At 63.9% G+C, this 17,440-nt stretch carries 16 protein-coding genes; 3 read left to right on the top strand and 13 right to left on the bottom strand.

Annotation, left to right across the window (positions count from 1 at the left end):
- Positions 1-17: 17 nt before the first annotated feature.
- The 12 genes from NKH91_RS15050 to NKH91_RS15105 are packed head-to-tail and all read right to left on the bottom strand — an operon-like array spanning position 18 to position 11,874.
- Positions 18-272 carry a cytochrome C oxidase subunit IV family protein gene (locus NKH91_RS15050; protein WP_352846804.1) on the bottom strand — a complete coding sequence of 85 codons (255 nt, stop codon included), beginning with the start codon at positions 270-272 and terminating at the stop codon, positions 18-20.
- Positions 269-907, bottom strand: a complete 639-nt coding sequence (locus tag NKH91_RS15055) for a cytochrome c oxidase subunit 3 (RefSeq protein ID WP_352846802.1) — start codon at positions 905-907, stop codon at positions 269-271. The genes NKH91_RS15050 and NKH91_RS15055 overlap by 4 nt, the downstream gene beginning before the upstream one ends.
- Complete coding sequence (gene ctaD / locus NKH91_RS15060; RefSeq protein ID WP_352481434.1) at positions 904-2,541, bottom strand: cytochrome c oxidase subunit I; 1,638 nt, start codon at positions 2,539-2,541, stop codon at positions 904-906. Before ctaD ends, NKH91_RS15055 begins: the two co-directional genes overlap by 4 nt.
- Positions 2,538-3,509 (bottom strand): cytochrome c oxidase subunit II, encoded by a 972-nt coding sequence (coxB, locus tag NKH91_RS15065; protein ID WP_023720526.1) that lies wholly within the window; start codon positions 3,507-3,509, stop codon positions 2,538-2,540. Before coxB ends, ctaD begins: the two co-directional genes overlap by 4 nt.
- A complete protein-coding gene (locus NKH91_RS15070) occupies positions 3,506-4,258 on the bottom strand; it encodes an SCO family protein (RefSeq protein ID WP_352846800.1) in 753 nt (250 codons plus the stop codon). Before NKH91_RS15070 ends, coxB begins: the two co-directional genes overlap by 4 nt.
- Positions 4,255-4,707, bottom strand: coding sequence for a hypothetical protein (locus NKH91_RS15075; protein WP_352884815.1), 453 nt, complete (start codon positions 4,705-4,707; stop codon positions 4,255-4,257). The genes NKH91_RS15070 and NKH91_RS15075 overlap by 4 nt, the downstream gene beginning before the upstream one ends.
- On the bottom strand, positions 4,700-5,836 hold the full coding sequence (locus NKH91_RS15080; protein ID WP_352846795.1) for a hypothetical protein: 1,137 nt from the start codon (positions 5,834-5,836) through the stop codon (positions 4,700-4,702). Before NKH91_RS15080 ends, NKH91_RS15075 begins: the two co-directional genes overlap by 8 nt.
- The gene (locus tag NKH91_RS15085) at positions 5,833-6,366 is read right to left on the bottom strand and encodes a c-type cytochrome (protein WP_352481518.1); all 534 of its coding nucleotides are present in this window, start codon (positions 6,364-6,366) and stop codon (positions 5,833-5,835) included. The genes NKH91_RS15080 and NKH91_RS15085 overlap by 4 nt, the downstream gene beginning before the upstream one ends.
- Positions 6,367-6,368: 2 nt before the next feature.
- Positions 6,369-6,896 carry a DUF3341 domain-containing protein gene (locus tag NKH91_RS15090; protein WP_352495091.1) on the bottom strand — a complete coding sequence of 176 codons (528 nt, stop codon included), beginning with the start codon at positions 6,894-6,896 and terminating at the stop codon, positions 6,369-6,371.
- The gene (nrfD, locus tag NKH91_RS15095; protein ID WP_352846793.1) at positions 6,893-8,260 is read right to left on the bottom strand and encodes an NrfD/PsrC family molybdoenzyme membrane anchor subunit; all 1,368 of its coding nucleotides are present in this window, start codon (positions 8,258-8,260) and stop codon (positions 6,893-6,895) included. Before nrfD ends, NKH91_RS15090 begins: the two co-directional genes overlap by 4 nt.
- Positions 8,253-11,234: a TAT-variant-translocated molybdopterin oxidoreductase gene (locus tag NKH91_RS15100; protein WP_352884813.1), complete on the bottom strand. Its 2,982-nt coding sequence runs from the start codon at positions 11,232-11,234 to the stop codon at positions 8,253-8,255. Before NKH91_RS15100 ends, nrfD begins: the two co-directional genes overlap by 8 nt.
- Positions 11,218-11,874 (bottom strand): cytochrome c3 family protein, encoded by a 657-nt coding sequence (locus NKH91_RS15105; RefSeq protein ID WP_502898993.1) that lies wholly within the window; start codon positions 11,872-11,874, stop codon positions 11,218-11,220. The genes NKH91_RS15100 and NKH91_RS15105 overlap by 17 nt, the downstream gene beginning before the upstream one ends.
- A gap of 248 nt (positions 11,875-12,122) precedes the next feature.
- On the opposite strand from NKH91_RS15105, the gene NKH91_RS15110 reads away from it, so the two are divergent.
- The 3 genes from NKH91_RS15110 to NKH91_RS15120 all read left to right on the top strand — a co-directional run bounded on the left by NKH91_RS15110 (position 12,123) and on the right by NKH91_RS15120 (position 15,113).
- The gene (locus tag NKH91_RS15110; RefSeq protein ID WP_352548013.1) at positions 12,123-12,359 is read left to right on the top strand and encodes an FAD-dependent monooxygenase family protein; all 237 of its coding nucleotides are present in this window, start codon (positions 12,123-12,125) and stop codon (positions 12,357-12,359) included.
- 62 nt (positions 12,360-12,421) lie between these two features.
- On the top strand, positions 12,422-13,393 hold the full coding sequence (locus NKH91_RS15115) for an SDR family oxidoreductase (RefSeq protein WP_352481428.1): 972 nt from the start codon (positions 12,422-12,424) through the stop codon (positions 13,391-13,393).
- Between the two features lie 4 nt (positions 13,394-13,397).
- Positions 13,398-15,113, top strand: a complete 1,716-nt coding sequence (locus tag NKH91_RS15120; RefSeq protein ID WP_352495096.1) for an HAD family hydrolase — start codon at positions 13,398-13,400, stop codon at positions 15,111-15,113.
- 47 nt (positions 15,114-15,160) lie between these two features.
- On the opposite strand, the gene NKH91_RS15125 is transcribed toward NKH91_RS15120, so the two are convergent.
- Positions 15,161-17,440 carry a xanthine dehydrogenase family protein molybdopterin-binding subunit gene (locus tag NKH91_RS15125; RefSeq protein ID WP_352495097.1) on the bottom strand — a complete coding sequence of 760 codons (2,280 nt, stop codon included), beginning with the start codon at positions 17,438-17,440 and terminating at the stop codon, positions 15,161-15,163.

Below are 17,440 nucleotides of genomic sequence, written 5' to 3' on the forward strand. Positions count from 1 at the left end.
AGGTGCGCCGCTTCGGCCTATTGTCCGATCAGCGTCAGCCCGAACAGGATCATCAGCCAAAGCCCGGCAGCAGCGACCGCAAGACGCGGCAGGACGCCGGCGCTGGCCAGATGCATGAACAGGATGGCGATGACGGCAGCCTTGGCCGCGGCGATCGTCAGGTTGAGTGCCGAATTGAAGGCGCTAAGCGCCAGGAAGGACGAGCCGACAGTCAGGGCCAGCAAGGCCAGAAGCCCGACATAGGCAAGCGTGAGTTTGCGGAACTCGCTCATCTGTTGATCAGATAGAGGACGGGGAACAGGAAGACCCAGACGATATCGACGAAATGCCAATAGAGGCCGATTGCCTGCACGCGGCGGAACCGGCTGGCCTCGATCGTGCGCGGCCACAGAGCGAGGATGCCGCCGATGACGATTACGCCGCAAATCAGATGCAAGGCATGCAGTGAGGTCATCGCGAAATAGAGGCCGAAGAAGAATTCGGCATGGACAGGATCCGGGCCCTTATAGATGAAAGGCGCGCCGAGCACCGGCGCCAGCCCTTCGCCGAATTCCCTGGCGTACTCCGTCGCCTTGATCGCCAGGAAGACGACGCCGAGCAGCGCCGTCGCAGCCAATGCCCGGCCGGCGGCGCGCCATCGCCGCGCGGCCGTGTACATATGGGCGAGCGCCATGGCGAAACTGCTGGTGATCAGGACGACGGTATTGGCCGTGCCCAGTGGCAGCGACAGATGCTTCGCCGCGCCGGCGAAGGCGTCGCCATAACTCAACCGGGCAAACATGAAGACGAGCAGGATGGCGCCGAACAGCACCGCCTCGGAGCCGATGAACACCCACATGGCAAAGCTGTCGGCTGCCGTTTCGCGAGCCGGCCGGTCGAAGGCGATGCTTGTCGTCGGTGACTTCAAACCAGATCCTCCACCGGGTCCGACCGTTTCTCGGTCAGGCCTTTCATCGGATAATCGTAGGCTGGCCTGGTGACGGTCGGCATGCGATCGAAATTATGCGCCGGAGGCGGCGAGCTTGTTTGCCATTCGAGCCCGGTGGCTCGCCATGGATTATCCGGCGCCCGCGCGCCTCGAAACAGCGACCACGCTAAATAGAGGAGCGGCATCAGATAGCCGATCGCCAGCACCACGGCGCCTGCCGACGACAGGATGTGCCAGAAAGCGAATTCCGGCGGATAGGTATGGTAGCGCCGCGGCATGCCCAAAAAGCCGAGCACATATTGCGGAAAAAAGGTCAGGTTGAAGCCGATGAAGGTCACAGCCGCGGCTATACGGCCCCAAATCTCCGAATACATGCGGCCGGTGAGCTTCGGCCACCAGAAATGCAGCCCGGCCATGTAGGCGGTCACCATGCCGCCGACCATGATGTAGTGGAAATGGGCGACGACGAAATAGGTGTCGTGAACGTGGACGTCGACGGCGAGGGCGGCAAGGAAAAGGCCGGCCAGCCCGCCAAAAGTGAATAGCGCCAGGAAGAACAGGGCATAAAGCATCGGCGTCTCGAAGCTGATTTCCCCCTTGCGCAGCGTCAGGCTCCAGTTGAACACCTTTATCGCCGATGGGATCGCGACGCAGAAGGACAGGAACGAAAACACCACGCCGGCATAGGCCGACTGCCCGCTGACGAACATGTGGTGGCCCCAGACGAGAAAGCCGAAGACGGCGATCGCCATTGAAGCCAGGGCGACGGCCTTGTAGCCGAACAGCGGCCGGCGGCTGAAGCACGGCAGCACTTCCGAGACCACCCCCATGCCCGGCAGGATCATGATGTAGACGGCGGGGTGCGAGTAGAACCAGAACAGATGCTGGAACAACAGCGGATCGCCGCCGAGGTCGGGATTGAAGATGCCGATGCCGAAGACGCGCTCCAGCACGATGAGGATCAGCGATGCTGCGAGCACCGGCGTTGCCAGCACCATCACCAGGCTGGTGGCGTACAGCGTCCAGACGAAGATCGGCAGCCGGAACCAGGTGAGGCCGGGCGCCCGCAAGGTGTGGACGGTGACGATGAAATTGATGCCGGTCATGATTGTCGAAAAGCCGACGATGAAAACGCCAAATGCCGCGGTCGAGACAAAGCCGTTGGCATAGAGCGTCGACAGCGGCGTGTAGAAGGTCCAGCCGGTGTCGACGCCGCCCAAAAGCACCGAGGCGAGCGCGAACAGGCTGCCGAACATGAAGACATACCAGCTGGCCAGGTTGAGGCGGGGAAAGGCAAGATCGCGCGCGCCGATCATCAGCGGCAACAGGAAATTGCCGAGCGTCGCCGGGATCGACGGCACCAGAAAGAACCATACCATGATGATGCCGTGCAGCGAAAACAGCCGGTTGTAGACATCGTCGGAGACCAGGTCGCCGGCCGGCGTCGCAAGCTCGATGCGCATCAGCACGGCAAACGCACCGCCGAGGAAGAAGAAGGCCGTCAGCGAGACGAGATAGAGCCACGCTACCCGTTTGTGGTCGGTTGTCAGCAGCCAGGCGCGCGGCCAGGCACCCTCACTGAGATAGTTTGCCGGCGCCAAATCGCGATTCATTGCGGCGCCTCGCTGTTTGCCGCCGGGAACGAGGGAAATTGGAACGAAAGCGACTTGAGATAGGCCATCAGCATCTGCAACTCGGCTTCATCGACCAGACCGTCGAAGCTCGGCATCACCGGCTGGTAGCCGGCGGCGATTTCCTTGTTCGGGACAAGGATCGAATCGCGCAGATAGCGTTCGTCGGCGATGACCGTCTGCCGGTTCGCCAGCGCCACCGGCCGGCCGAAAATCCCATCGAGGCCGGGCGCCCGCACCTTACTGGAATTGCCATGACAGCCGGAGCAGCCGAGCGCGCGGAACAGTTTCCCGCCGCTCGCGGCGAGGCTTTCGCCTTCATCTTGGCTGCCCAGCCACGACGCATATTGCTCCGGAGCCAGCACCGTTACCCAGCCGCCCATTTCGGAATGCTGGGTGCCGCAATATTCGGCGCAGAACAGATGGTAGCGGCCCGGTTCGGTGGCAATGAACCAGACGTTGGTGGTGCGTCCCGGCACCGCATCCTGCTTCACCCGAAAGGCCGGCACATAGAAGGAGTGGATGACGTCCTGCGATGCCAGCGACACCACCACCGCCTTGCCGACCGGCACGTGCAGCTCGTTGATCTCACGCTGGCCGCCGGAATGGCGGAACTCCCACATCCATTGCTTGCCGAGGCCGGCGATCTCGATAGCGTCCGGCGGCGGATGGTCGCGCCGCACAAACAGGACTGCGCCCCAGCCGAAGAAGATGAAGGCCATCACCAGGCTGGCAATGCTCCATGTCATCTCCAGCGGCAGGCTGCGGGCACGCGCCCCGGTACGGTCGGCGGCGGAGCCGACGCGATATTTGACGGCGTAGCCGACCACGAGAACGGTCAGGAACAGGCCGAGCGCGGCCGCGAAGGCCAGCAAAGTATAGAACAACGCATCGATGCTGCTTGCGATCGACGAGGCTTCCGGCGGGAAAAACCGGATACCGAAGCTCACGCCCGCCTCCTGCGCGCCAGCTGCAGTATGGCCGTCGCCAACCCCACCACCATCACGATGCTGGCGAGCTTCAAGGCAGCCCAAATCGCCGGCGTATATTGCCCCTTAGAGGTATCGAAGCCGGCGCAGAGCAGGAAGGCATGATCGGCGATCGAGCCGAGCTTGCCGGAAGATGCCTCGACAAGGGCAAGCTTAAGATCGCGCGGCGTGAAGCTCAGCGCCGGCAGCACCTGCGCTATCCGGCCTTTCGGCGTCAGCGCGATGACGGCGATCGGATGGGCGAACTGGTCGATCCTGGCGCGTGTGTCGAAGCCGATGCCAGCCTCCGCCGCAAGGGCGGCACCGGCGCCGTCGGCACTGGTCAGGAACCGCCATGCCGACAGGTTCCTCGCGTCGGCCACAGCGGCGACGGTGGTTTGCGCATCGCTCGCATCACCGGCCGTGTCGGCGGCATCGATCGAGACGAACAAAGCGCGATAGGTTTCGGGATCGAGCGACGTCTTTTTCAAATCCGAAGCGACCGCCTGTTGGGTCACACCACAAAGGTTCGGACATTTGTCATAGCCGAAAATCAGCAGCGCCGGCCGGCCCGCAAGCGTTTGGCCGATCGTGCGCTGCACGCCGGATGCATCACGAAACACCCGGTCGAGGCTGAGCTGTGCGCCGATCTCGGGATCGAAGGCCGGGCGTGCGACGGCCGTGGCGGGCAGCGCCACGAGGAGGGAAAAAGCGGTTAGCCAAGCCTTCACGGCCTGCCTCCCTGGCCTGGCGCGGTCCGGCAGCGAGCGGCCTGTGGCGCGCGTGGTATCTCGGCCTCGACCAATCCGCAGTCGGCGCCGGCGGCCGCCGGCGGCTGCCCCCAGTTCGGCAAACCGTGGCTGACGATCGCCCACATGGCGTCCTCGATCGGAATGCGGGCAATGCCGGCGGTGCGGTCGACCCAGCCGACTTTGTTCAGTGCCTGCTCCTCCGCCTTGCGGAAGGCGGCTAGGTCGTCTTCCGGAAAGCGCTGCAAGGCGGGACTGGCTCGGTTGCCGGCCGACGATGGCCCCGGCAGCGGCCACAACGGTCTGGTGTCGAAGACGAGCCCGAGGACGATGGCTGATGCCGCCAGGAACAGCAGCAAGCCGGCCGCGAAGGCAAGCAGCGCGCCCGGCCAGATATCGCGCGTTTCGGGATGGCGGGCCGCCCTAACCATGCGCCGGCCCCCGGCGCCAGAAGCCGATACCGTCCGGCCGGCCAAGCACGAAAAGCAGCAGCGCAAGCCAGAGGCCGCCGGCTCCTGCCAGCGCGGCAAGGTCGCACCAGAACGCTGTCACACCGCCACCGGCACGCGGCGGTCTGATCCGCCACAGGACATCGACATAATGGCCGGCCAGCACGATGCCGCAGATCGACAGAAGGCCGGCATGGCTGCGCTTTAGATCCCGGCTGAGCAACCCGGCAAAGGGGATCGCAAATTGCAGCGCAATCAGCAGCCAGAGCAGATATTGCCAGCCATTGCTGCTGCGAATGAGGTACCAGCGGATCTCGTTCGGCAGGTCGCCGCCCCAGGTCACCAGCCATTGCATGAACGACAGGTAGGCCCATAGCAGCACGAAGCCGAACAGCATGTTGGCCAAATCCTCGCTCAGCGCGACATCCTCCTCGCCGCCCGGCATGACCTCGATCGAGCGGTTCGCACACAGCACCGTCAATGCCAGAGCGTAAGCGCCGACGACTTCGGCGGATGCTTCCAGCAGCGCATAGATCGTCGAGGAGAACTCCGGCTCGAGCGAGAGCATCCAGTCGATGGCAAAGATCGTCACCGTCAGCCCATGCGCAATCAATCCAGCGGCATAGGCCTTGCCGCGGCCGGCGCTGCCGCGGCCGCTATCGGTCGTTGTCCAGTCGAGCACGCGCCACGCCAGCACCAGCCAGATCGCAGCGCAGGCGGCAAAGCGCAACAAAAAGAACGGAACGTTCAGATAAGAGAATTTCAGGCGCACCGTCTCGGGCAATGCAGCTGCCTCGGCACTCGCCCAGGGAAAGACCAGGTCGAGCCTGGGCAGAACCGGCAGCAGCAGAAGCAGCGCCAGCGGCAGCGTCGTGACCAAGCCGCGTAGCGGCTGGCGGATTGCCTCGCCCCAGCGGCCACCGGTCAGCCCATGCACCATCAGGATGGTCAGCGCACCGAGCGGCAGGCCGAGCAGGAACAGCGCCGCAGGCAGCCAGCCGGCCAACATGGCTCTGAGGTCGAAGGCCAATCCCGCGGCGCAAAGCACAAGTCCGGCGGCGGCCACGGCAAGCGCCGGCAAAATCAAACGTTCGGTGGCAAGCCGCATCATCGATCTGGCTCCGCATTGAGCTCGGCGCGGAGGCTTTCCGGCAGTTCGGCAATTGGCGCCTCGCGCGAATATTGCAGGGCGCGGATATAGGCGACGATCGCCCAGCGGTCGGCAGGCGGGACGCGCGCCGCGTAGGAAAACATGGCGCCATAGCCGTAGCTGATGACCTCATAGAAATGCCTGTCACTCGCCTTGCGCAGCGCGTCCTGATGATAGGTGGGCGGCGCTGGAAAGCCACGCTCGACGACCATGCCGTGGCCGTCGCCGGTGCGGCCGTGGCAAGGCGAACAGAAGATGTCGAAGCGCTGCCGGCCTCGCCGCAGCAGCGTCATGGTGACCGGATAGGGAAACGTGTCCGGCACCGGCGAAAGATCGGCATCGCGTGCGACCGTGTCCTCGGCCGGCGCCCGCGCCGACATGCCGTTGGCGAACTGGTTGCTCTTTTCGAGCGGATCGTAGCGCGGCTGGTCCTCCATGTCCTGCCGGCAGCCGGCGAGCAGCAAGGCTGCCGCCAGCAGACTCGTGCGCATGTTCACGCCTCCACCTCCTCGACGGTTTCGGCGCCAAGCCGGGTCAGCTGGCCCTTGGTCACGCCCTTGCGGAACTTCGGATCGGCGGCTTCGACAAGCAGGTAGAACTTGCCGCCGCGCGCGTAGGTGAAGCTCGTGGCATTGAAGACCGGGTGGTAATATTCGGGCAGGCGATTGGCGGCCAGCCCGCCGAAGAATGCGGCCAGCGCGGCGCCAAGTATCGCCGCCTCGAAGGCAATGACGAGAAAGGCCGGCCAGGAATGCAGCGGCCGGCCGCCGACATTGAGCGGATAGTCGATCTCGACCGAATAGAGGATCAGCCCGTAGACAAACACCGCGCCAGCGACGGCGCCGCCAAGGATGGCCCACGGCAAGCGCGTCTTGCGCATGCCGAGCATCTCGGCCAACCCACGCACATGGAATGGCGAGAACGCGTCCATGCGCCGGTAGCCACGCGCCCGCATGGTGCGGACCGCCTCGGTCAGCGCTTCGGGATCGGCGAAAGCCGCGATGACGCCGTAAAGTCTCATCCTGCGCTGCCCCTTTCCTCGGCCAGCTCCTCGACCTCGAAGATGGTGATGGCCGGGAGGATGCGGATGAACAGGAAGACCAGTGCTAAGAAGGTGCCGATCGAGCCGAACAGGATGCCGAAGTCGAGCCACCTCAATGACTGCTCGCCCCAGGACGACGGCAGGTAATCGCGGCTTGGCCCGGTGACGACGATGACATAGCGCTCGATCCACATGCCGACGTTGATGATGAGTGCAATGGCGAACAGCCCCGGCATGTTGAGGCGCACCCGTCGGAACCAGAGCAATTGCAAAACTGCGCCGTTGCAGGCGAGCATGGCCCAGAACAGCGGCGCATAAGGTCCGAAGGCGCGCTGCCACATCATCGTGCGCTCGTAGATCTCGCCCGAATACCAGGCGAAGAAGGCCTCGGACGCGTAGCCATAGATGACGATCATGCCGGCGGCGATCATCAGCTTGGCGGTATTGTCCATGTGCCGCAGCGTGATCAGATCCTGGACCGAAAACGCCCAGCGCAGCGGGATGGCGATGGTGAGCACCATGGCGAAGCCGGACAGCAGCGCTCCGGCAACGAAATAGGGAGGAAAGATCGTCGAGTGGAAGCCCGGCGTGATGGCGAAGGTGAAGTCGAGCGAGACGATCGAATGCACCGAGACGACCAGCGGCGTGGCCAGTGCCGCCATCAGGAAATAGACCGTCTGATAGCGCGCCCAATGAAAGGCCGAACCGCGCCAGCCGATTGCCAGTATGCCGTAGAACAGCTGCGCCGGGCGCGATTTCGCTCGGTCGCGCAGGACGGCGAGATCGGGCAGCAGGCCCATATACCAGAACATCAGCGAAACGCTGGCATAAGTGGCGATCGCCGCGAAATCCCAGACCAGCGGGCTGCGCCATTGCGGCCAGTGCATATGGGTGTTGGGCAGCGGCAGCAACCAGTAGAAGAACCACGGGCGGCCGAGATGCAGGATCGGGAAAAGCCCGGCCATTGCAACGGCAAACAGCGTCATCGCCTCGGCAAAGCGATTGATCGAGGCGCGCCATGGCTGGCGCAGAAGCAGGAGCACGGCCGAGATCAGCGTGCCGGCATGGCCGATGCCGATCCACCAGACGAAATTGCCGATCATCGTGCCCCAGACGACGGGGACGTTGATGCCGTAGGCGCCAACGCCGACCGAGATCAGATAGGTGATCGAATAGAGGAAGATGAGGACGAAGACGAAGCAGGAAAAAAAAGCTGCCCAGAAATAGCGCGGCAGCCTGCCGTCGAGGACGATCGCACTGATACGGCCGCTGATCTCCGGAAGGTCGTGCCTGCCATGCAGAACGGGCAATGCGCCCGGTTTTGCAGCAAAAGCCTCAGCCATCGGCTTTCCCGCCTGACGAGAGACGGCCATTGATATTTTTGATCTTGCCGAGATAGGTGGTGCGCGGTCGCGTATTCAGCTCCTTGAGCAACGCGTAGTGATGCGGTGCCGCTTTTTCCTGCGCCACCCTGGCGCCCTTGCTGTTGAGATCGCCGAAGACGATCGCCTGCGTCGGGCAGGCCTGCTGGCAGGCGGTCACCACCTCGCCGTCGGCGATGGCGCGGTTTTCGATCTGAGCCTTGATGCGCTTTTCGGAAATGCGCTGGACGCAGTAGGTGCATTTCTCCATCACGCCGCGCGAACGGACGCTGACGTCTGGATTGTGCACGGCCTGTTCAGGTCCCGCGGCATCCTTGTCGAATTCCTGGAAGTCCAGGAAGTTGAAGCGCCGCACCTTGTAGGGGCAGTTCTGCGAGCAGTAGCGCGTGCCGATGCAACGGTTATAGACCTGCGCGTTGAGCCCGTCATGGGTGTGGGTGGTGGCGTTGACCGGACAGACGACCTCGCACGGCGCCTTCTCGCAATGCATGCAAGGCACCGGCTGGAAAAAGACGTCGAGATCGTCGAGCGGGCCGGAATAGTAGCGGTCGATCCGCAGCCAATGCATCTCATGGCCGAGTGCCGACTCGTCCGGCCCGACGGTGGCGATGTTGTTTTCCGCCTGGCAGGCAGAAACACAGGCCATGCAGCCGATGCATGCCGACTGATCGATCGACATGGCCCAGGCTTCCTGGCTGTATTGCCAGTCAGGATAGAGCGACTCGCTTGGCGTCGGCGGCACGCCGTCGCGCACGAAGTGCGGATCTTTGCGAAAGGCATCGAGCGAGGCATGGCGAACGATCGCCCTGCCCTCCATCGCCTGGTGGTGTTGTGTGGTGATGACCCGTGCGCTGCTGTCGCGCGGCGTGATCATGGCGCCATAGACGATCCAGGGAGCCTCAGGGCTTCGCAGCCTGTACGCGTCGTGGCCGTCGGCGAGTGCTGCCACCGAACCGAGCTTCCGGCCGAAACCCAGAGCAAGCGTCACGGCGTCGTCGGGATGGCCAGGCATGATCCAGACCGGCGCATCGATGTCCATGCCGTTCGAGGCGATGTTGACGACCCGGCCGTTTTCCACCTGAAGCCGTCCGGCTGTCGTCGGCGACATCAGGGCTGCGTTGCCCCAGACGATCTTGGTCAGCGGCCGCGGCAGCTCCTGCAGCCAGGCCGAATTGGCATTGCGTCCATCGCGCAGCCAGGGATCGGCAACGAAACGGATTTCGACGCCTTTTGCCGCTTCGATGCGCGGCTTCAGGCCGCGCAAATCCGCAGGCATTGCAACATCGACTGGACTGCTGGCACTGCCGGATACAAAGCCGTCGCGAAGCGCCTTTCGCCACGCGGGATCGTCCAGTGCTTGCGCCCAAGTCGTTTGTGCCCATGTCCTGCGGACGAGCGGCAGCGCAGAAACAGCTAATTCACCGCCAAGCACGGCCAGGAGTTCATGCACCGTCCGCCCCTGGTAAAGCGGCCTGATCAGCGGCTGCACGATGGACGCGGTTCCGTCATGGGCGCGCAGGTCACTCCAGCTCTCGAGATCATGCGCAGCAGGGATATGCCAGTGTGCGACGAAGGCGGTTTCGTCGCGGTAGAGACCCCAGTGGACAAGAAGCTTCAGCTGCGAAAACACGTCGTGGACATCAAGTCCCGCAGGCGCAGTGTGGAGAGGATTGGCGCCAAGTATGACAACGGTGTCGATGTCCCGCGCGGCGATCGCCTGGCAAAGACGCGCGAGGTCGCCCTCGATGGGCATCGCGTCGGGCGGCTCGATCAGTTCCACGGTGTTGCCAAGCGCACCAAGCCGCGCATTCATGTCAAGAGCGGCGGCATGGACGAACGGCGTTTGATGGGCGCCCGGCACGATCAGCGCCGAGCGGCCGGCCGCCTTCAGGTCGTTCGCGGCGGCAGCCAGCCAGGTCGGGTCCAATGCCAAGGCGCTTGGCGCCGCTTCGCCGCCAAGCACGGCGCTCAGCGCCGCTGCGACGGTTTCGACCTCGCTCGGCCGCACCGGCCGGCGATGATCGGCGGCAGCGCCGGTGATCGTCGGCGTCGACTCCACCGCATAGAGCCGGCTCATCGTATCGTCCGCCCGGCGCACGCGGCGTCTTGCAGCGAAATCACGGGCGTAGGCGAGACGACCGGGGCCTTCGCCCAGGAAATCCGCGTCGAGACTGAAAATCACGTCGGCGCGATCAAACCGGCAGACCGGTGCAAGCGCCCTGCCGAACAGGGTCTGTGTGGCTTCGGTGCCGGACGGCGTCGCCAGGGGATCGTGCCGGAACAGCCTCAGCCTGGGATAGCGCGCGCGCAGCGCCTCGAGCTGCGCCTTCATGGTAGGCGAGGTCGTTGCTTCGATCAGCAGCGCCGTGCCAGCTCCAGCGAGCCGCGAGGTGAGCTCGACCATGTCGGCAAGGAAGTCGTCATAGGCTGCGGGTTCGCCATGCTTCAGCGGCATGCGCGAGCGATCGGGGTCGAACAGCGACAGCACCGCCGCCTGCATGACAGCGTCCGTCGCGCCGCGCGAGGCCGGATGGTCGGGATTGCCTTCCACCTTGGTCGGCCGGCCCTCATGGCTTTCGACCACCGCACCGATGCCGTAGCCGTCGCTCGACAGCGTGGTCGCGTAATAAAGCGGCCGGCCGGGAACGATGTTTTCCGGCTGGCCGATATAAGGCAGGATGTCCTCGGCCCGGCTGCAGGCGGCAAGCCCTGACAGCGACAGCGATGCACCCATCAGCTTCAGCAGCGTGCGCCGGTCGAGCCGCGCCGGGATGCGCTCGGCGATCGAAGGAAATTCGGCATCGACGAAGCGGCGGAATTCCGGTGTATCGGCGAGCTCGTCGAGGCTCCGCCACAGCTCCGGACCAGGCGAAAGCCGTTCGCGCAGGCCGGCCACGTCTGGAGCCGCAATCGGCTTGTCAGCGGTGGCAGACATAGCAGTCGGTCATGGTCTCGGGGTGGATATCGAGAAGGCTGATGAGCGACCGGCGGATTTCGACGATGCCGGCCGGCGGCTTCCAGTGCATCAGGAACACGTCCTGGGGCGGACGCAAATTGGGCTCGGGATCGCGATGGCATCCCAGGCACCATTCCATCGACAGCGCGTGCGCCCGCCGTATCAGCGGCATGTCGTCGACCTCGCCATGGCACGTCTCGCAGGCGACGCCTTTGGCGATATGGATCGAATGATTGAAATAGACGAAGTCGGGCACACTGTTCACCCGCTGCCACTGCAATGGCTGCCCGGAGGCAAGGCTCGCCCGTACCGGCGCCAGCATGTCCGCGTTGGTGAAGAGCTGCGAATGGCAGGTCATGCACACCTCCGTCGCCGGCAGACCAGCCGATGACGAAGTCTCGACGCCGCTATGGCAATAACGGCAATCGAGGCCGAGCTCGCCGACATGGTGCCTGTGGCTGAACGGCACTGGTTGCGCCAACGGCCGGCCAACGCCGGTGACGAAGTCCGAACGCAAGATGGCGGTACCGCCGAGAGCCGCAAAGATGGCCATGAAACACGCGCCCCACAGAGCGAAGCGTGAAATGCCGTTGGCGCTCCTTGAAAAGACCTGCGGCATCCCCTCGCCGATTTCACATCCAGCAACCGTATCCACCCCCCAAAGCCCCTAACTGCGGCTGCGTGGGTAAGTTCCGGCCGGGGCAGCGGAGATCACAGAATGGTTACCCCGCCCTGGCCCATCGGGTCGGGCTGACCGGAAACCATCGAACACTCCATGCGTTCGGATGAGGTCACGTTTCGTTTCACCCGGACAACCATCATGACCATCCCCGACCTCCATCCCATTCGCCGCTGGGCGCGCGCGGCATGAATCTCGCCGCATCATTCGCCAGGCGTTTCGTCGAAGGCACGCTGGCCGGCTACACAAGCGAACGCCACCCGATAGGGCGACGGTGGATCACCCTCAGCGAGCGCATCCTGTCAATGGCCCGGTCGGACAATGGCATCATGCAAAGCTTCAGGAACGCGGCCTTCAGCGTCGTCGGCCATCTACCGCGGCTGCAACGGCCGCTGCTGGAGCGGGTCGCCGGGCTGAAGGAATGAAGTGGTCGCATAAACCTTTTCGCCGGACGTGCGTTGTTGGGTTTCAAGCCAGGGAGATGACCATGCAGATGAAATCGGAAATCGCCGGCGAGGCCGCCAAGCAACGGCACATCCAGCGCCGTATCGACGAGAAGGACAAGTCCAAGTCCAAGGGCAAGCCAAAAGGCGCCATGCAGGCCGGTGCCCGCAAATATCCCGAGCCGCCCTTCCCCGAACAGCACCAGCCGAAGCCGGGGCATGAATGGGCGATCGAGCCGGCGCCGCTTTACGATGCGCCATTTTATATCGGATCGAAAAAGCTCGACGGCAAAGTGGCCGTCATTACCGGCGGCGATTCAGGCATCGGCCGCGCGGTGGCCGTGCTCTATGCACGTGAAGGCGCCGATGTGGCGATCGTCTATCTGTCGGAGGACAAGGACGCCGAAGAGACCAAAAGGGCCGTCGAAACCGAAGGCCGGCGATGCATCCTGATCAAGGCCGATGTCAGCGAACGCGGCCACTGCCACAACGCGGTGGCTGAGATCGTGCAGCAGTTTGGGCGGATCGACGTGCTGGTCAACAACGCCGCTTTCCAGGTCCATTCCAGCGATTTCAGCGAGCTGACCGAGGAGCATTTCGACACCACGCTGAAGACCAACCTCTACGGCTATTTCCACATGGCGCAGGAGGCCGTTCCGCACATGAAACCCGGTTCGGCGATCATCAACACCGGTTCAGTGACCGGCATCGAGGGATCGAAGCAACTGGTCGATTACTCCATGACCAAGGGCGGCATTCATGCCTTCACCCGCGCGCTCTCGGGCAACCTTGTCGACAAGGGCATAAGGGTCAACGCCGTGGCACCAGGCCCGGTTTGGACGCCGCTCAACCCCTCGGACAAGGAAGCCGGCGATGTTTCGAAATTTGGCGCCGACACACCGATGAAACGACCGGCACAACCGGAAGAGATCGCGCCAGCGTATGTGTTCCTCGCCTCGCCGCACTGCTCGAGCTACATCACCGGCGAGATATTGCCAATCGTCGGCGGCTACTGACGACATGTATTTCATAGCCTTGGCCACGGACTACGACGGCACGCTGGCGCATGAAGGGATTGTCGCGGAAAAGACCCTTGCGGCGCTTCAACGCTTCAAGAAGAGCGGCCGCAAGCTCATTCTCGTCACCGGGCGCGAGCTGCCCGACCTGAAACGCGTCTTTCCCGAAGTCGCGATCTTCGACAAGGTGGTCGCGGAAAACGGGGCGCTGATCTACACACCGGCCAGCGAGGAGGAGCGGACGATATCTCCGCCGCCCGCCCCCGAGTTCATCGCCAAACTCAGGAAACACGGTGTCAAACCGCTTTCGGTCGGACGCTCGATCGTCGCCACCTGGGAACCGCATCAGGTTACCGCGCTCGAGGTCATCAAGAAGTTGGGGCTGGAGCTGGAAATCATCTTCAACAAGGGCGCGGTGATGATCCTGCCCAGCGGCATCAACAAGGCGACCGGGCTGACAGCCGCGCTTCAGGACCTCAGATTGTCGCCGCACAACGTCGTCGGTGTCGGCGACGCCGAAAACGACCACGCCTTCCTGCGCGCCTGCGGCTTCAGCGTCGCCGTCGACAACGCACTGCCGGCAGTCAAGGATACGGCGGATCTCGTGACACGAGGCGCGCGCGGAAAAGGCGTCGAGGAACTGATCGCCAAGGTGGTCGAGCGCGATCGCGAGCTTGTGCCAAGCCGCGATGGCATTCTGCTTGGCTCGGACGATGGCAAGGAGGTGTATCTGTCGCCAACCGATACGGTGCTGATCGCCGGCAGCTCGGGCATCGGCAAATCGACCTTGGCGACCGCATTGACGGAGCGTTTTGTCGAGAGAAAGTTCCAGTTCTGCATCTTCGATCCGGAAGGCGACTACGATGGCCTCGAGGGCGCCGTCCGGCTGGGCGACGGCTCGAACCCGCCGACGAAGACGCAGTTGCTCGATCTCCTGGAGAAGCCGGACAACAATCTGGTCGTCAACGGCCTGGCGCTGCGCGTCAACGAGCGGCCGGACTTCTTTGCCGACCTGCTGCCGGGCCTTGGCGGTGTTCGCTTCCGCACCGCGCGACCACACTGGCTGATCATCGATGAGGCGCATCACCTCTTGCCGAAGCGGCGCGACGACACGCCAATGGTTCTGGCGATGGAATTGCCGGGCACGATCCTGATCACCGTTCATCCGGATGCGATCTCAACCGAAGCATTGCGGCTGGTCACCGCCGTCATCGCACTCGGCCCCAAGGCGAAAAAGGTCGTCAAGACGTTCTGTCGCGAGACCGGCACCGAACCGCCAAAGGACAAGGATCTGAGCTCTCCAAAAGACGAGCACGTGCTGTTCTGGCGGCCGCAGGCGCACAAGAAACCTGCCATGGTCGAGCCGATCGAGCCGCGGCAGTCGCTCAAGCGCCATAGCCGCAAATATGCCGAGGGCCAGCTCGACGAGAAGGGCAGCTTCTATTTCCGCGGCCCCGACCATGCGATGAACCTGCGCGCCCATAATCTGATGATTTTCGCCCAGATCGCCGAGGGCATTGACGATAAGACCTGGGAACATCATTTGCGCGCCGGCGACTATTCCAAATGGTTTCGCCACCAGATCAGGGATAAGGAGCTGGCGCGCGAAACCGCCGAAGCGGAGAAAGACGACACACTTTCGGCGCAGGAGAGCCGCAACCACGTCCTGGACGCAGTGCGCCGCCGCTATACCGCGCCCGCCACCGCGCCGAAGGAATAGATGCAAACTGCGCCTAGCCGGTCCGAAGCCGGGCTGAGTTGGAGAGGTCAGACGATCAGGTGATCGATCCTGATCGGCAGGTCGCGAATGCGCTTGCCGGTGGCGTGGTAGACCGCGCTCGCGACCGCCGCGGCGGTCCCGACATTGCCGAGTTCGCCCAAACCCTTGACGCCGGCCGGGTTCACCTCGTGGTCAATCTCCGGAACCAGTATCACTTCCAGCTGCTTCACGTCGGCGTTGACCGGCACGAGATAGTCCTGCAGGTCGCGATTGACGTAGCGCGCATGACGCTTGTCGATTTCCGTCGCCTCGTGCAAGGCTTGGCCGATGCCCCAGATCATGCCGCCCATCAGCTGGCTGCGAGCGGTGCGGGTGTTCATGATGCGCCCGGCGGCAAAGGCGCCGACGATGCGCGGGACGCGGATCTCGCGCGTATGGCTGTTGATGCGCACCTCGACGAATTCCGCGCCAAAGGCGTATTTCACCGAATCCTTGTCCTGGTCGCCGCCGTGGAACTCCGATTGCCCGGCATAGAGCTTCTTCAGCGCCTCCGGTGACGATCCCTTTGGCGCGAATTCGGCATATTCCTCGATCGCACCGATCTGCATCGTCTTGAAAACATCCGACAGCTTGGCCGATTTGCCGTTGTCCGCGACGATTTTCTCTTGGCTCATTTCAAGCTTGGCGTTGCCGGACCCGGCCAGCGGCCCGGCTTCGGCGACGGCCGCGGCGAAGAGCTTTGCGCGGACGGCATCGCAGGCCTTCAGCACCGCCGAGCACACGCTTGCCGTCGAAATCGACCCGCCGGACACCGGTGCCGGCGGCAAGGCGCTGTCGCCCATTTCGACGCTGACCTTGTCCATTTCTATCCCGAGCCGTTCGGCTGCCATCTGCGCTGCCACCGTGCGCACGCCGGTGCCGATCTCATGCGAGCCGCATTGGACGCGAACCTCGCCGTCAGTGGTCAGGCGGACGCGGGCGGCGCATGGCGCAGCCGCCGTCGGATAGATTGCGGTGGCGCAGCCCATGCCGACCAGCCAGTCGCCGTCACGCATCGAGCCAACCGCGGCCTCGCGCTTGGACCAGCCGAAGGCCTCGGCGGCCTGGTCGTAGCATTTCACGAGCGAGCGGCTGGAGAAGGGCTTGCCGCCGATCGGCTCCTTCTGCGGCTCGTTGACGCGGCGGAACTCGACCGGGTCCATGCCGAGCGCCACCGCCATCTCGTCCATGGCATTTTCCAGCGCATAGACATAGGGCGTCTCCGGCGGCGAACGCATGTAGCCAGGCGTATTGCGGTCGGCATGCACTAGCGAGACGTGGGTCAGCACCGAGCCGTAATCGTACATGCGTCCGGTGGCCGAAGTGCCACCGACGACATAGGGATCGGGCCGCGACGTGACTTCCCAGCCTTCGTGTGCAAAGGCGGTGATGCGGCCGTCCTGGTTTGCGCCGATGCGGATGCGGTGCCGGGTCTCCGCCCTGTAGGTCTGCGTGCCGTACGCCTGAATGCGGCTGACGACGCAGCGCACCGGCCGGCCGACGCGGCGGGCCGCAACGGCAACGATCGCCGTGCGGGCCGTCATCGGCCCCTTGGAGCCGAAGGCGCCGCCGACATAGGGACTGACGATCCGCACATTGGCCGGATCGATCTTCAACTGCCGGGCGAGCTCGGCCTTCCAGCCGGTGACGTTCTGGCTCGGTTCATAGACCGTGAGCTGATCGCCCTGCCAGACCGCCGTCGTCGAGAACAGCTCGATCGGGTTGTGGTGCTGGGTCGGCGTCGAATATTTCTCGTCGATCTTCACTGCGGCTGCGGCATAGGCAGCATCGAAGTCGCCGGCTTTGACGTCCTCCTTGAACAACGGACTCTTGCCGGCGGCCGGCTCCATCTCCGTTCCCCTGGAATCGAAGCCGGCGCTGGGCGTCTCTTCGGCGTAGTCGGCGCGGATCAGGGCGGCGGCTTCCTCGGCCGCCTCGAATGTTTCGGCCACCACCAGCGCGATGATCTGGCCGTCGTGGAAAATGGCCTTGTCATGGAGCGGCGCGATCGAACTTGCACCGGTGTTGCCGAATTTCGGCTTGTCGATGCCGTCCATGTCGCCGACGCTGACGATATCGAGAACGCCGGGCACCTTACGCGCCTTTTCGAGCCGGACGGCGGTGATGCTGCCCTTGGCGATGCTGCTGGTAGCAAGTGCGCCATAGGCCATATTGGCGGTTGGAAGATCGGCCGAATAGCCGGCCTGTCCGGTGACCTTCAGGCGGGCATCGATGCGCGGAACGGGATTTCCCATGTTCTCTTTCGGCGCGGGAGCAGCTTGGTTCAT

Source organism: Mesorhizobium sp. M0894, from assembly GCF_040319725.1.
Classification (GTDB): domain Bacteria; phylum Pseudomonadota; class Alphaproteobacteria; order Rhizobiales; family Rhizobiaceae; genus Mesorhizobium.